Raw genomic sequence first — 15,294 nt, forward strand, 5'->3', positions numbered from 1 at the left:
GAGGTGATGACATGGCAGTCGTGTCAACAGATAAGTGGCTGGAGGAATTTATAAGTGCAAGGAAATTGGCAAGAAAAAAAGAACTAAATAGCTTACAGTGTTCCATTCTTTGTGAGCGTTTAGGAGAGATATTTCAAGATGGATTGCCAGAAGAAATACAATTTTCATTACAGCAACAGGGGCTTTTTCTTCCAAATGAGGTAGTTCAATTAGAGAAATTAAAGAAAAACAATGTTTGGGATTGTGTGGAACAGGAATTTATTTATTTACAACAAAAATGGAATGGTCCAGCAGTACCTATTTATATTTTTCCAATCACACAGCAGCAAACGATGACCAATAAAAACGGTGTTGCATATCCTCAAGCACTTTTTTTATTTATTGGTGAAATAGAAACAAGAGAACTTCAAGCGCTGTTTGCCCATGAATATAACCATGTATGCCGTTTACACAACTTAAAAAAGTCTCTTGGAGATATGACTTTGTTGGATTCTCTTATTTTAGAGGGATTAGCAGAATGTGCGGTGCAAGAATTATACGGAGAAAAATGGCTATTACCGTGGTTAAAGAACTACAAATTGGAAGAGCTTTTAGCTTTGTGGAAGACCTATTTTTTGCCTCATTTAAAACTTCAAGGAGTTGAAAAACATAGGCCATTTTTATATGGTGGAAAGCTTCCTTTGTGGATAGGCTACTGTATAGGCTACGAGATCGTGCAGACATATATAAAGAATCATCCTACTCATCATCCGTTATCCATATCAAGCCAAGATATACTTGCTGGATCAGATTTTCCGCTACAATAGAGAAAAGGAGTGATTGTTGTGTCAAATGAAATAACAAATGTATTATTACCAGTCGTAAATTCATCAACAAAGGTGCTTATTGTTGGCTCGATGCCTGGAAAGCAATCATTAGAAAAGCAGCAATACTATGGTAATCCACGCAATCACTTTTGGCCCATTATTGGTGAAGTATTGGAAACAGATATTCCAGATGAATATGATAAAAGAATTGCATTATTAGAAAGCAATTCAATTGGTCTTTGGGATACGATTGAAACCTGTGAACGTGAAGGTAGTCTTGATGCAGCGATTCGTAATGAAAAGCCGAATAATTTTCAAACACTTTTTGAAAAGTATCCTAACATCCAATTAGTGCTTTTTAATGGAGGGAAGGCATTTGAAGTTTTTAAAAAGCATCTTGGCCTAGAACTGCTTGAAGGACGAGCTTACAAAAAAATGCCGTCCACAAGTCCAATCCCAGGAAAAAATATAAAATCCTTTGCTGAAAAGCTAGAGGACTGGCGCATTATCCAATCCTATTTAACTTAATTTCAGCAATCACTAAAACCTAGGTTCATTTGAGTAGCTCGAATGAGAAGAAATAGCTGCCTTAAAATTTCTTGCGCTTTTAAACCAATGATAAAAAAGGATATAAACAATAATCATTTCAATTGCATCGCCACCGTAATACATGATCTTGGCACCTAGCTCTGCCTGTGTAGCTATTACATGCTGAGGAGGATACGCATAAATATATTTTGCTAGGATAGAGTGAGCTGCTAATGCTACTAATAATATAATGGATCGAAAGACATAGGAGTGTGGATGTGGAGTGGGATCAATATAAATAAAAGCAATGGTAAACACATAACCTGCTAGAAAAATGTGAAGATGAATAAAAATATATAAAAGTAAATGTTCGTGCATCATGTTGAAAAGTGGTGTTGTATAGAGTAACCATAGACCACCTACATTTAGCGTAGATGCAATTATCGGGTGACGAACAAAACGGAAATAAGGACTTCTTATTATCCGAGAAAGAGTACGTGCCGTATTTACTGGTAAGGTCCTTAAAAGTAATGTCATAGGTGCTGCTAATACCATAAGTAGTGGGGCAAGCATACCAAGCAATAAATGACCTATCATGTGTGCGACAAAATTGACATGAATAAGGGAAGCCAATGGGCCAATTAATGTAACAAGGGCACTTACACATCCTACTATCCAACAGCTAGTACGATAATGTGACCATTGCTTTTTATGTTGATTCGAAACAATGACAGCAACGATATAGAAAATAAGTGCTATAAAAAATGGAAAAGCTAATATTTGCTGTCCAAAGGTGAAAAAATTTTGGATGTGAGCTTCATGAGAATGCAAAATGAGCAACCCTCCTAACGCGCTTTTTGAGTTGTTTGGAATAATAAAATGATGCCAATTACAATTAATATAGCTGCTAATATATTCCACACTAGATCATAGGGTAGAATATCGACATGATAGCGAATTTGATGAAGTTTCATAAATTTATGCTGAATGATCCCATCGTAAAGCTGAAAGACTCCAGCTCCGAGAAAAATACCACCAAGCCATCTTTTTAACCAAAATCCATGTCTTCGATGTAAATCGGCCAATAGGAAAGCAGAGCCAATCGTAGCAAAAAAGCTGAAGGCATGAAATAAACCATCTGACACTAATCCAATATTAGCTGTAGATTTATCATAGAAATGATGCCAATGTAATAATTGATGGAAAATAACCTCATCTATAAATGCAACAACCCCAAGTCCGAATAGTATACCTGTCCACATATTGCGTTGCTTATAGTGAAAGCGATTTTCGTGTTTATGATTTTTTTCCTCATACATCTCTGTCATCCCCAAGCATATCACCTCACGTTGAATTTCTTTTAGTCTACCCACGAGAGGAGCTCTTAAACAAAATATCCCCCCGAAACAAGTGTTTTCAGAGGGATGCTACGCTCATTGCCAGGTATTATAGTATGAACCAGCCGGGCTATAAAAAAATTTAAAGTTATACTTCTTCGCCAATGCACGGCTTTCTAATTCATCTGTAAAGCCGATTGCCATAACCTGTGTACCAAATTCCTCTCGTAGATGGACAAGTTTTTTCATCATTTCGAGAGACCATTCATCATTCCCTACCTCATGATATGAGAAGTCTTCCCACATAATAAAATCGACATAGGGGGCGGTATAATCTATTAGCGTTTGAAATCCCCAATTTTGAGCAACCGATAAAGTGGGATGGCGTTGTTTAATTTGTTGGATAAAAGATAACATGGCTTCATTTTGCCACTTTTGTTCATCTTCAGGTAAATAAGAATTGATATTACCAACAGTATCTAAAAACACACCGTCTAAGCCTTTCTGAACAATTTGCTTCTCTATTTCTGTTAGCAAAATGTCTTGATAATGCGAAGAAGTCATATCCATTAAATAAGAATCCCACTGTGCGAAGTACATTTTTTCACCTTGCTTGTCTCGATAAAAATCATCTTCTTCTAGCTGGCGATAGAGGACTGTATTCCATTGATCTGCTTCCATTGCATTAATATATCCATAAACTAAAGTGCCGTTCTTTTGAGCATTATCTATATATTTTTGCTGCATTTCGATGGGTTCCACAATAACTAAATCTAACTTAGTCATATCCTCGCCAATGGTATCATTGCCTTTATCTAAGTAATATTTATAATCCTTTACATCTGCAAGTTTTGCTTGAATACTAGTTGAAGAGGATGAAGCAGGATTTTTAGTAATCATAAACCAAATGCTTATTGCTGTAAGCATAGCAATGAAGAGTAAAAGTATTTTTTTCATAGGGACTCCTTTTAGAAAAATATCCCGTTTATTATACAATAATAGGAAACGAATTGTCTTAGTTAGGCAATGGCTCAACGGTTAATCGCCCTTTTACATATATTGAATAATGTAAAAGGGGGTTTTGTGTGTACAATAATCCATTTAGAGAAGATAATTTTAGAAGACCGGGCTGGGCAGATTATGATCATTTTGAAACTACATCATTTGGACCTTCTAATTTTGGGTCACCTCCGGGAGGGCAAATGCCAATGAGTACCCCACCAGGCTTTTCACCAACAATCCCTACATCGCGTGTAGGTGCAAGTGGTATACGTTCCTGTTTATTTAGAAATACTTATATTTGGATGAATAGCGGTAGAAGCTTTTGGTTTTTCCCAACAGTTGTGGGAAGGGAATTTATAGCTGGTTTCCGCTGGAGTAGAAGATATGGCTGGTATTTCCGAACAATTTCCAGAAACCAAATCCGTTCGTATGAATGTTTTAGATAAGCATTAATAAAGAGTAAAAGAATTTTTATTTTTCAAAAATGATGTTACAATTGACGGTAACTAATGAAGAAGGGAAGATGGGTGGCTAATGAATAACTAATCTTATTTTTTGTATTTGAAATTTTATATTTCGCGAACAACAAAAATAGGATTAGTCTGCCCATTTTTCATAATAATTGCTTGATATTAGTAAGTAGATACTAATATTTAGCTACTCCAAAACTTTTTCATAAAGATTCTGGAGTGACAAACATAGCTATTTCAATAGCTTATTTGTGTATGATATTGTAGAGACTAATCCTTCCAAAATACTTGGAGGGATTTTTTTGTCCCTCCAACTGGAGAGGATGGATAGTATGAAGGAACTTTTAAAATTACAGGATGTACATTATGAAATAAAGGATACCTTACTATTTGAGCATATGACAGGCACAGTGAAGCAAGGTGAGGTCATCGGAATTATTGGTAGAAATGGTGCTGGAAAATCAACATTATTACAGTTAATACAAGGAAAGGTTTTGCCATCTAAGGGAGTAATACAAGGGATACAGAATATCAAGATTGCCTTTGTTGAGCAGGAGCTTGCCCAATTTGACAAACTAGAAGTAACAGCAGGAGAGGCAGATTTGTTGGCTAAATGGCAGGTGCCAAATGTGTCATTTACAGCTTTAAGTGGTGGTGAAAAGCTAAAAATGCGTCTAGCAGAGGGTTTTTCACAGAATGCCCAACTCTTACTGCTTGATGAACCAACCAATCATTTAGATGACCAAAGTACAGCTTTTTTGATAAGGCAAATACAAAACTATAAGGGAACGATAATGGTTGTCTCACATGATCGTTATTTTTTAGATAAGGTTGCTACAAAAATCTGGTCTATTGAGGAAAAGAGTCTGATTGAACATAATGGCAATTATACAAGTTATATGGCTGAAAGAGAGCATAGAAGATTAACGCAACAACGTGCCTACGAAAAGCAGCAAAAAAACATAGAGCGTATTGAGGATCAAATGCAGGAGCTAACATCATGGTCGCAAAAGGGCCATGCACAGTCAACAAAACTAGAAGGCTTTAAGGAATATCATCGTGTGAAAGCAAAACGTCTAGACTCGCAAGTGAAATCTAAGAAAAAACGATTAGAAGCTGAGCTTGCAAAGGCAAAAGTTGAAGCTGTGGAGCCAGATACAGACATTCGTTTTTCTTTAGGAACATCTCAGCGTGTCGGTAAGCGTCTTTTGGAGACCAAGAACTTATCTTTATGTTTCGGTGATCGCATGTTATTTAAAGATGTTAATATCACTGCTCAATTTGGAGATAAAATCGCCATTATAGGAAACAATGGAAGTGGAAAAACAAGCTTTTTAAAAGTACTTTTAGGCAAGTTAGAAGCAGAGGGTGAAGTGTGGCTATCTCCTGCTGCCAATATTGGCTATCTGACGCAGGAAGTTTTTGATTTACCAATTGATCAGACACCAGAGCAATATTTTTACAGAGAAACATTTGAAGAGCGGGGCAAGGTTCGCAATTTAATGAAGAATTTAGGGTTTACACTGACACATTGGACGTCTACTATAGGAAAAATGAGCATGGGAGAACGTGTAAAGTGTAAACTGATGGCCTATATTTTAGAGGATAGGAATGTTCTGATTTTAGATGAGCCAACGAATCATCTTGATTTACCTTCGCGTGAGCAATTGGAGCGCACACTTGCCCAATATAATGGGACAATACTTGTCGTATCACATGATCGATATTTTTTAGAGAAAGTAACGAATAGTGTTTGGGAGCTTCGCGGTCAACAGATGGAGAAAAAATGGAGTAAAGAGGCTCCAAAGCAGTTGGATGATCTTGTAGCTCTTCGTTTAAAGCTTGAAACGGAAAGGCAAGAGGTGTTAGGAAAATTGAGTTTTCTTACAGCAAAGGATAAAGACTATGCAATGCTTGACCAAAAGTTTAATGAGCTGACACAGCAAATCAATAAGCTTAAATAGATAAACAAGTTTAAGTTAACCGTTGTCAGGGAAAAATGCCGAAAAAGGGTATTACTAGATGGAGGTTAACACAATGAAAAGATGGCTATTTCTCATTTTACTATTGAGTAGTAGTATCATAGGTGCTTGTGCTGGTCATGAAAAAATTCATCAAGCACAAGAAAATGAGATCGATGAACCCGTCGTACAATCTAATAATGACAATAGGGATACAGTTGTGTCACAAGGTGAATCTCTTCAACAAATAAAGGATCAGATCCATTCGGATATACCAATAAAAATGCCAACAACATTACCGATTGCAGATGATGCTTTTTTAACGGCCACAACACGTGCTGAAGGGGACCATGTTGAAATTATCTTTTATGAAAGTAAAGAAAATATGCCAATTAATGATATTCGATTAAAGAATTCTGCGACTGCCATCTGTAGATTGTTCGTCAAGCAATACAAAAGTGCTGAAGGGGCTAGTACACAAATCGCATTCGATAATTTTAGTCAAAATGGAGGGCACGAAGTTGATCTTGGCTACAATATAACGGGTTATCAAGATGCGGGTGCTGGCTCGTTATGGACGGGTTGGAATGAAGGGAGATGGGCCATCGCCACACATACACGCACTGACGACCCAGAGGCAGGTATTAAGCTTGCTAAGCAGGCAGTAAAATATTTAGAAAATCATATGCTACCTATTCCAAAGCAATATGGTTTAGCTCAGCTGGATGTATATCAATCTGGTAATTTAATTGTGTGGCAGGATGAAAAGCTTGTCTACACACTCGATTCGATCAAAGAGCCGTTAAAAGCTCTTGAAATTGCTACAGCTTTTTATCAATAGAAAAAGATTGTTTAGCAAGGTGAGGCGTTGATTTCTGTTCCGCCAGCATCCCTTTCAGGGGGCGTCCGATGAGCCGCTTCACTCCCTAACGTTCGCTCCAGGGTCTCATCTGTGACGCTAATCCCCTAGGAGTAACGCTGGAACGCCAATCAACCATATCGTAGTAAGAAGCTCACACATTAAAAGAGTAGGGAGCACATAAATCTTTGCTAAAAAGATAACATCCATTTGAAACGAACTTTCCCTTTCGTAATAATGCTATGATTGTTTTTCAACACTATAAAAACCTAGAGCAGTAGTTGCTCTAGGTTTTTTGCAATTTAAGATCTTACATCATCTATGAGCTTCTTGTATTCGTTAAAACGTTGCTGCCAGTTTTCCATTGGGAAGCTTTGATGTTCTACACCATTCAATAAATCTGATAACAAGTCAAGGCATATATGCCATCCTGCTAAATCCTTTGGCGTGTGGTCGGTTAGCTCTTGTAGGGTCTCAATTAATCGTAATAATGAGCCATTGTCTGTAGGTGACAGTTCAAATCTAACGCGATCTTGACCCCATTCAAATTCGAGTACTTGTTTTTCAGCATAATCTGTTATGGCAATTTCCTCATAGGTATCTGTTCCATCGTTCATATTAAAATGTATTTTACCGTGCTGACGTAGGTCAATTATTTCAAGATTATTCATCCACTTTTGTAGGTTTTCATTGGTAGTTATGGCCTTCCAAACAGTGTCAATTGAATGTGGTAGCGGTCTTTTGTACGTTACGACATGACAATCTGAGTGCTTTTTAATAGTAGCTAACATAGCTATCCTCCTAAATACTACGCATAATATATTTTATCTTCATTATAGGCTTTAACAGCAAAATGTCACACGACAATCATTAAAATTTAGGATAATATTGTTAAAAAGGAGGAGAGCTGATGACACATCAACAAGCACTGGAAAGGTATATACAAGCAACAAATACACATGATTTTAATCAAGTAAAGGCAATCTTGCATCCTCAGGCAATTTATTGGTTCTCTGATAAAACATGCACTACTACAGAAGAAATTGAGGCGTACTTTAAGCATGCGTGGAATGTAATCAAAGAAGAAGTTTATTCGGCATCAGATGTAAACTGGATAACAGTTGACGAAAAAACAGCTACCTGTCTTTATACATATCACTATGAAGGCTATCTAAACGGAAAATTTGTAACAGGTAGCGGTAGAGCAACAAATATTTTTACATTCGTTGACGATGAATGGAAGTTAATACACGAACATTTGAGTGGTGCTCAGTAATGAATGTAAATGCACTTGGATAATCAATAAAAGAATAATGTAAAATGCCCCATATTGTTAATACATGCAACGGTACCTGCAGAGTTAGATACGATAAGAAAAAATTGTATCCAGAACTTACAAATGAAAATAGGACATTTAAATGTTGAATCAATTGTAGGAGCTGGACATGATATATTCCGAGATGCACCTGAAATGGTAGCGACAAGATTAAAAGTTTGGTGTAAAAGTTAAATTGGAGGCTGACGACTTGAGATTGCTACAAACGGAGGAAGAACTAAAAAATCTAATAGTGGCAGATGATTGGATGATGGAAATTTTATCTACAGTGGAAACATTGCAGCTGCCAGATTGGTGGGTATGTGCAGGGATCATTCGCTCAAAGGTATGGGATGTCCTTCATGAAAAAGAAGATAGAACACCGATTGCTGATATTGATGTGATATATTTTGATAAAGAAAAGGTAGCGGAAAAAATAGAAAAACACTATGAACAGGAACTCAAACAGATATCTCCAAATGAGCCATGGTCTGTGAAAAATCAAGCACGAATGCACGTCCTTAATGGAAGTAAACCGTACAAATCTGCTGTTGATGGAATTGCTCATTTCCCTGAAATACCAACGGCTATTGGCGTGAAATTATCAAAAGGTTTACTAGAGATTGCTGCACCGTATGGGGTTAGACATCTAGGAGCAGGTATTGTAGAGCCGACGCCATTTTTCCTTGAAAATAATTATGAGATTTATCGTCAAAGAATGCATCTTAAACAGTGGCACTTAAGATGGCCAAAGTTAGAAATTAATCTTCAGTAAAGAGGTGAGCTTTATTGCAAAGAGATAAAACCTATGTTATCAACCACTATAAAAAATCAATGGATTGGATAAGCGATTTTAGGTCTCTATCTGAAGTTCAATGGCGTATGCCAATTGAACCTGGGAAATGGTCAGTTGCAGAGGTGATAGGACATCTTCACCCCTGGGATGAATTTGTGTTAAATCAACGCATACCTTTTTTCTTTGTTGATGAACGTCTACCTAAAGGACCAGATGCTGAAAAGCTAAATACGAGTGCAGCCAAGAAAAGTCGGGAACAGCATATGGATCAAACAATCACGGATTTTATTACCTCAAGGAGTCAGCTATTACAAGTTCTTCAGCAATTTACAGATGAGCAATGGCAGCAGACATTTACAATTGGTCAATCAGAGATAATCATTGTTGACTATTTTATCGGGTTAATCAATCATGATTTACATCATTTTTCACAGATTCAGAATGTTATACATGTTTAGGAGTTAGCATATGGATATCAAATATTTAATTGATTACTTTGCACATGCTTCTGTAAAATTTACGGATGTTTTTACTAAAAGAATGGAACCCGGTGAAGAAGATACAGGAAGAACAACAGCGCCAGGAAAATGTGGCTTAGTTATACCTCTTGCAGGTAGTGCCATCTTTAGCTTTAAAGGAACTCCCTATGTTATGGAGCCGGGAATGATTGTCCATGCAGGTTCCCAGATGCCGATAGAAGTAAAGGTTACCAGTCACAAAGGTTGGGAATATGCAGTTATTCATTATAGTCTACCTACAGAGGAATCTGCTCTTTTCCCATTAGCAGAGCAACATTTTTCAATCAATACAGGCTTTAACACGCAAATCATTAACATCGTCCAGCAAATAATAGAAAGCTACTCACTTCCAGGAAGTATGGCTATTTTTAAGTCCAAGACTTTATTTTTGAATTTGCTAGAAAATATTCTTATAGCGGCAAAAATGAAGGTTTTAGATAGTGCTAGTAAATGGATGGAACAGGCCTTAGAGTATATACATGAGAATTATGCAGAGCAGATTTTGGTGTCAAATATTTCTAAAGAATTTGGAATTGAACGGCGTCGCTTTGCGTATTTATTTGAGCAGCATACAGGTATGAATCCTAGCACCTATATAACGGAATATCGTATACGGCGCGCAAAGGACTTACTAGAATATGCTGAAATTCCTATAGCTGAAATTGCTGAATGTGTAGGGTATGTAGATTGCTTTTATTTTAGTAGAGTCTTTAAAAAATGTACTGGTTTGTCACCTTCAGCTTATCGAAAGATAAAAATGGAAGAAGCTAACTATGTGTAAATGCTGTTTCTTATAAAAAAAGAAGCAGTTTTTTTATTATTTAAATCGGCAAAAATCCATGTCATTTTCGAAATCGTCCATTCACAATCTTTTTTTACTTTGTTAGGATAGTATCCGTAAATGATAATGAATATCAATTGTGTATTGACTTGTTTGTGAAAACGATTATCATTATCAATAAAAGATTGTTAGGGGAGAATTTTTATGAATAAATATTTTAAAATGTGTGCTCCGGCACTTTTAGCACTGTCACTTGCCGCATGTGGGACAGATAAGGCGGAGGAGTCTACGTCAACAACTAATACAGCTGAGACAAGCGCAACAGAATCGCAGACAGAACAAGCACAAACACAAACAATTACATACTTAGGTGAAAAATATGAGCTTCCAGCACAAGTTAACAATATTGTTGCTGCAAGTCTAGAATCAATGGAAGACGCTGCTATGCTCGGCATTAAGCCAGTAGGTGTACTAGAAGTTGGTGGTAAAGTTCCTGCTTATCTAGCAGCGGATTTTGAAGGTACTACACTTGTAGGAAATAAAATGGAGCCAAATGCGGAAGCCATTCTTAATCTAAATCCTGATGTCATCGTTGGCACTTCGAAATTCCCTGAGGAAACGGCTGAAAAGCTGAACAAAATTCAAACAATGATTCCGTACTCACATATTTCAACAAACTGGAAGGAAAATTTAACATTACTTGCACAATTAGCTGGTAAAGAAGAGGATGCTAAAAAAATCATCTCTGACTATGAAGCTAAAGTTGCTGATGCACAAGTGAAATCAAAGGAACAATTAGCAGATAAGCAAGTATTAATAATCCGTGTTCGTGGTGGTGTAATGTACATTTATCCAGCAGGTGTTTATTTAAATCCAGTCCTCTATGAAGATTTAGGAGCACCCGTCCCAGAAGTGGTCACTACAGCTAAGGCGCAAGCTGAACTATCACTTGAAACATTAGCTCAAGTAAATCCAGATGCGATTTTCTTACAATTCGAGGATTCAGAGAATAAGGATACGCCAAAAGCTTTAGAGGATCTACAAAAGAATCCGATTTTCATGAGCTTGAAGGCAGCGCAAAATAATCAGGTTTTCGTTAATGCAATTGAGCCATTAGCACAAGGTGGTACGGCTTGGTCTAAGGTAAAATTCTTAGATGCTGCAGCTGAAAAATTACTTAAATAGTATAGCAGGCTGGTAGTAGATTTGGTGATGTCACCGGGCTATTACCGGCCTTTTGTTCAGTAACAGTTTGGGTGTGAAAATGGTAAAGAAAAAGGTGTAAAAGTTGAAAAAAATAAACATAGTGTCATTTTCAATATTAGCGGTATTTCCTTTCCTTATTGCCCTTGTGGCACTTGTTTCTATTACGTATGGCACGAAGGATATTAGTGCAATGACAGTATGGCAGGCGATGGCAGCTTTTGATCCTTCGAATGTTGATCATCAAATTATACGGACAGGACGTATTCCCCGAGTAGCCGCAGTATTGTTAGTAGGAGCTTTTTTGGCAGTAGCTGGAGCAGTTATGCAGGGGATTACACGAAATTATTTAGCTTCACCGTCATTAATGGGCGTTAACGACGGCTCCGCTTTTGTCATAACATTAGCTATCGTCTTTTTCCCCGGACTTCCAAACTATCAAATGATTTTATTATCTATGCTTGGTTCAGCATTGGGAGCCGGCATTGTCTTTGGTTTTGGTTCATTAATTCGCAATGGCCTATCACCAGTAAGGTTAGCGATTATTGGGACGGTCATTGGTACGTTTTTAAGCAGTATTGCTACTGCCATTGCGATGTATTTCCAAGTCTCGCAAACAGTCAGTGCTTGGTATAACACAAAAGTACATATGGTGGACATGGATATGCTTATTCTTTCTATTCCGTTTGGTTTAACAGGATTAGTCCTGGCTTTATTATCTGCGAAAGCCATTACTATTACGTCATTAGGTGAAGATATAGCTATGGGACTTGGGCAGAAAACAAAAGCAGTGCGAATTATTAGTATGCTAGCAGTAGTATGCTTGACTGGAACAGCGGTGGCTCTTGTTGGAAAAATCGCCTTTGTAGGGCTAGTTATCCCACATATTACACGTTTCTTAGTTGGAGTAGATTATCGCTATATCATTCCTTGTGCCGCTGTTATTGGTGCCTTCTTTTTAGCGCTTTGTGATGTCCTTAGTCGCTATGTTAACTATCCATTTGAAACGCCAATTGGAGTCTTAACAGCATTAGTTGGCGTACCCTTCTTCTTATATTTAGTTCGCAAGCACGGAGGTGAAAAACGTGCGTAAAAAAACCTCCAATATTTTTGTTCTAACTATATCAATGCTTATTTTATTAATTTTGCTTGCGAGCTATCTACATATAACAAATGGTGTTTTTGATATGTCTGTCATGGATGTCATTAAAACATTGTTGCGGATTGAGCCAAATCCTAAATTTGATCTAGTAATTTTTGAATTTCGCTTGCCTCGAATTGTTATTGCCGGACTAGTCGGCATTGGCTTAGGTTTGGCAGGGGTTGTCTTACAGGGGATTACACGCAATGGACTAGCGGACCCTGGGATTTTAGGAATTAATGCTGGCGCTGGTGCAGCGGTCGTAATTTTTATGTTCTTCTTTCAATTAAAACTAGTGAGTGCAGATATGAGTAGCTGGTTGTCTATTTTAATGATGCCATTGTTCGGTTTTATCGGTGGTGCGATTGCTGCTATATTGATTTTCTCATTTGCTTTAAAAAATGGTCATCTAGATATGCAGCGTTTAATTTTAACAGGGATAGCGATTAATAGTGGGTTTGGTGCTTTGTCATTATTCTTATCTTTAAAAATGAGTGCTCAAGATTTTGAATCTGCAGCTATATGGATGGCAGGGTCTATCTATAATGCGAATTGGATTTTTGCCCTAACGATGTTACCTTGGCTCTTAGTTTTAGGAATGTATGTGTATAGAAAATCGCATTTACTTGATTATTTTCAGCTTGAAGAGGATAGCATCACAAGTTTAGGAATCGCTGTTGAAAAAGAGAAAATGAAGCTGTTATTAGCTAGTGTTGGGCTTGTTAGTGCCTGTGTATCCGTATCAGGAAGTATTGGCTTCATAGGTTTAATGGCTCCTCATATTGCGAAGCAGCTGGTCGGTATTCAACACCGTTTTGTCATGCCGGTAAGTGCATTGATTGGTGCAGCCTTGTTAATTTTAGCTGATTTTATTGGCAAAACCGTATTTGCACCATCGGAACTGGCTGTTGGAATTGTTGTTTCCATTATTGGGATTCCCTACTTTTTGTATTTACTTGTGAAATCTAAGGCATAGGAGGAAATGATGTGCAAACTGCATTTAGAATGGAAAATTTAGCTTCCGGTTATGAGCAGGTTCGTGTATTTGAAGGCTTAAATTTAACGATAGAAGAGGGCAAGGTGACAACGATTATTGGTCCAAATGGGTGTGGTAAATCAACCCTTCTTAAAACAATTGGACGTATATTAAAAAAGCAGCAAGGCACGGTATACTTGCAAGAGCAAAATATGCAAAATTTATCGACCAAGGATATTGCAAAGAAACTAGCTATTCTATCTCAAACACCTGTTGCACCTGGTCAATTAAAGGTGCAGGAGTTAATTGCCTATGGTCGTTATCCACATCGAAACAATGTCAATCGATTAACAAATAAAGATGAGGAAATGATTGAGTGGGCGTTAACTGTCACAAATACGATGGAATATCGTAATCGAGAGCTTGCACAGCTTTCTGGAGGTCAGCGTCAGCGCGTTTGGTTAGCGATGGCTTTAGCACAAGAAACAAATATTTTACTGTTGGACGAGCCTACTACCTATTTAGATATGGCACATCAGCTAGAAGTGCTGGATATAGTCAAAAGCTTAAATGAGCAGCACGACTGTACAATTGTCATGGTTCTACATGATATTAACCACGCTGCCAGATATTCAGATCATCTTATTGCGATGCAGAAAGGTGTTATTATACAAACCGGAACGCCGCAGGAAATAGTAAGTGCAGAAGTGATGCGTAAAGTATTTCATATTGATGCACGCATTATGGAAGATCCAGTAACGAATACACCTGTATGCTATGGCTATGACATTTTAAAGGAGGGTGACAAATGAAGAGAACTAAAATAGAGCATGCCACACAACAAATAACATCGAAATTAACGGATTATACGTACACGATTAATATCTATGTGCCAAGTGAGGAAGCACCAGAAGAAGGCTTTCCGGTGTTGTATGTACTAGATGGCTCATCTTATTTTAATCTTGTAAAGGAAGCGATACGTTTACAAAGTCGTAATGCACCAAAGACGGGGGTCCTACCAGCTGTTGTTGTAGGCATCGGACATGGCGATGATATGCGTGAAAGAAGATTTTATGATTTTACGGCGCCAGCAGAGACATATATTTATCCTGCACGATTTAAAGGGAAGGGTCATGAAAAGTTAGGAGGAGCAGTGTATTTTAGCCGCTTTATAGAGGAAGAGCTGAAGCCGACAATTGAGGCCCAATATCCTGTGAATAAAGCACAGGAAGCTTTATTTGGTCATTCCTTAGGAGGTTATTTTACGCTTTGGCAACTGTTTCACCATCAATCTAGCTTCCAACGCTATCTAGCTATTAGCCCTTCAATTTGGTGGAATGAGCATGAATTAGTACAATGTGCGTCAGTATTTTTGAATGAGCATCAAGAAATGAACGAAACATTGTTTATTAGTGCAGGTGAACTTGAAACCTTTATGGTGGATGATGCGCGCCAAATGGCAACGTTACTAGAAAAAATAATGAATGTTGAGTTTTACGAGGCTTTAGACGAAAATCATGCTTCAATTGTACCAACTGTTATGAGTAGAGCCATACGCTTTATGCATAAATAAACAAATTGGTAGACTGCATTGTCTTTTG

The 15,294-nt window shown here is 37.5% G+C and carries 18 protein-coding genes; 14 read left to right on the forward strand and 4 right to left on the reverse strand.

From position 1 onward, the window contains the following. Positions 1–11: 11 nt before the first annotated feature. Positions 12–806, forward strand: a complete 795-nt coding sequence (locus tag ABC382_RS17070; RefSeq protein WP_274794824.1) for a DUF2268 domain-containing putative Zn-dependent protease — start codon at positions 12–14, stop codon at positions 804–806. A gap of 18 nt (positions 807–824) precedes the next feature. Further along, positions 825–1,334, forward strand: coding sequence for a DNA-deoxyinosine glycosylase (locus ABC382_RS17075; RefSeq protein ID WP_322605269.1), 510 nt, complete (start codon positions 825–827; stop codon positions 1,332–1,334). Between the two features lie 12 nt (positions 1,335–1,346). Here the strand turns inward: ABC382_RS17075 and ABC382_RS17080 are convergent, their stop codons facing one another. The 3 genes from ABC382_RS17080 to ABC382_RS17090 form a co-directional block, all read right to left on the reverse strand. After that, positions 1,347–2,165, reverse strand: coding sequence for a cytochrome c oxidase assembly protein (locus ABC382_RS17080; RefSeq protein WP_322605270.1), 819 nt, complete (start codon positions 2,163–2,165; stop codon positions 1,347–1,349). Positions 2,166–2,179: 14 nt separating this feature from the next. After that, the gene (locus ABC382_RS17085) at positions 2,180–2,653 is read right to left on the reverse strand and encodes a DUF2243 domain-containing protein (RefSeq protein WP_274797392.1); all 474 of its coding nucleotides are present in this window, start codon (positions 2,651–2,653) and stop codon (positions 2,180–2,182) included. Between the two features lie 114 nt (positions 2,654–2,767). Beyond that, a complete protein-coding gene (locus ABC382_RS17090) occupies positions 2,768–3,628 on the reverse strand; it encodes an endo alpha-1,4 polygalactosaminidase (protein ID WP_322605271.1) in 861 nt (286 codons plus the stop codon). A 128-nt stretch (positions 3,629–3,756) separates the two neighbouring features. On the opposite strand from ABC382_RS17090, the gene ABC382_RS17095 reads away from it, so the two are divergent. The 3 genes from ABC382_RS17095 to ABC382_RS17105 all read left to right on the forward strand — a co-directional run bounded on the left by ABC382_RS17095 (position 3,757) and on the right by ABC382_RS17105 (position 6,945). Further along, on the forward strand, positions 3,757–4,119 hold the full coding sequence (locus tag ABC382_RS17095; RefSeq protein WP_322605272.1) for a hypothetical protein: 363 nt from the start codon (positions 3,757–3,759) through the stop codon (positions 4,117–4,119). Between the two features lie 356 nt (positions 4,120–4,475). Continuing rightward, complete coding sequence (gene abc-f / locus ABC382_RS17100; protein WP_322610561.1) at positions 4,476–6,107, forward strand: ribosomal protection-like ABC-F family protein; 1,632 nt, start codon at positions 4,476–4,478, stop codon at positions 6,105–6,107. A 73-nt stretch (positions 6,108–6,180) separates the two neighbouring features. Next, a complete protein-coding gene (locus ABC382_RS17105; RefSeq protein WP_322605274.1) occupies positions 6,181–6,945 on the forward strand; it encodes a hypothetical protein in 765 nt (254 codons plus the stop codon). 320 nt (positions 6,946–7,265) lie between these two features. Here the strand turns inward: ABC382_RS17105 and ABC382_RS17110 are convergent, their stop codons facing one another. Further along, entirely contained in the window at positions 7,266–7,754 is a 489-nt protein-coding gene (locus ABC382_RS17110) for an SRPBCC family protein (RefSeq protein ID WP_322610562.1), read from the reverse strand. Between the two features lie 119 nt (positions 7,755–7,873). Here ABC382_RS17110 and ABC382_RS17115 point away from each other — a divergent pair, with 119 nt between their 5' ends. The 9 genes from ABC382_RS17115 (at position 7,874) to ABC382_RS17155 (ending at position 15,266) form a co-directional block, all read left to right on the forward strand. Then, positions 7,874–8,239 (forward strand): YybH family protein, encoded by a 366-nt coding sequence (locus ABC382_RS17115; RefSeq protein ID WP_274794816.1) that lies wholly within the window; start codon positions 7,874–7,876, stop codon positions 8,237–8,239. Between the two features lie 250 nt (positions 8,240–8,489). Next, complete coding sequence (locus tag ABC382_RS17120) at positions 8,490–9,053, forward strand: nucleotidyltransferase family protein (RefSeq protein WP_322605277.1); 564 nt, start codon at positions 8,490–8,492, stop codon at positions 9,051–9,053. Between the two features lie 14 nt (positions 9,054–9,067). Next, the gene (locus ABC382_RS17125) at positions 9,068–9,532 is read left to right on the forward strand and encodes a DinB family protein (RefSeq protein WP_322605278.1); all 465 of its coding nucleotides are present in this window, start codon (positions 9,068–9,070) and stop codon (positions 9,530–9,532) included. 10 nt (positions 9,533–9,542) lie between these two features. Then, on the forward strand, positions 9,543–10,373 hold the full coding sequence (locus tag ABC382_RS17130; RefSeq protein WP_322605279.1) for an AraC family transcriptional regulator: 831 nt from the start codon (positions 9,543–9,545) through the stop codon (positions 10,371–10,373). Positions 10,374–10,577: 204 nt separating this feature from the next. Continuing rightward, positions 10,578–11,558: an ABC transporter substrate-binding protein gene (locus ABC382_RS17135; protein ID WP_322605280.1), complete on the forward strand. Its 981-nt coding sequence runs from the start codon at positions 10,578–10,580 to the stop codon at positions 11,556–11,558. Between the two features lie 103 nt (positions 11,559–11,661). Beyond that, the gene (locus ABC382_RS17140; protein ID WP_274794811.1) at positions 11,662–12,669 is read left to right on the forward strand and encodes a FecCD family ABC transporter permease; all 1,008 of its coding nucleotides are present in this window, start codon (positions 11,662–11,664) and stop codon (positions 12,667–12,669) included. Positions 12,670–12,703: 34 nt separating this feature from the next. Then, positions 12,704–13,693 (forward strand): FecCD family ABC transporter permease, encoded by a 990-nt coding sequence (locus tag ABC382_RS17145; RefSeq protein ID WP_409264009.1) that lies wholly within the window; start codon positions 12,704–12,706, stop codon positions 13,691–13,693. A gap of 29 nt (positions 13,694–13,722) precedes the next feature. After that, positions 13,723–14,505 carry an ABC transporter ATP-binding protein gene (locus tag ABC382_RS17150; protein WP_274797390.1) on the forward strand — a complete coding sequence of 261 codons (783 nt, stop codon included), beginning with the start codon at positions 13,723–13,725 and terminating at the stop codon, positions 14,503–14,505. Continuing rightward, complete coding sequence (locus tag ABC382_RS17155) at positions 14,502–15,266, forward strand: alpha/beta hydrolase (RefSeq protein ID WP_322605283.1); 765 nt, start codon at positions 14,502–14,504, stop codon at positions 15,264–15,266. The genes ABC382_RS17150 and ABC382_RS17155 overlap by 4 nt, the downstream gene beginning before the upstream one ends. Positions 15,267–15,294: the final 28 nt, after the last annotated feature.

Source organism: Lysinibacillus phoenicis (assembly GCF_047238325.1).
Classification (GTDB): Bacteria; Bacillota; Bacilli; order Bacillales_A; family Planococcaceae; genus Lysinibacillus; species Lysinibacillus irui.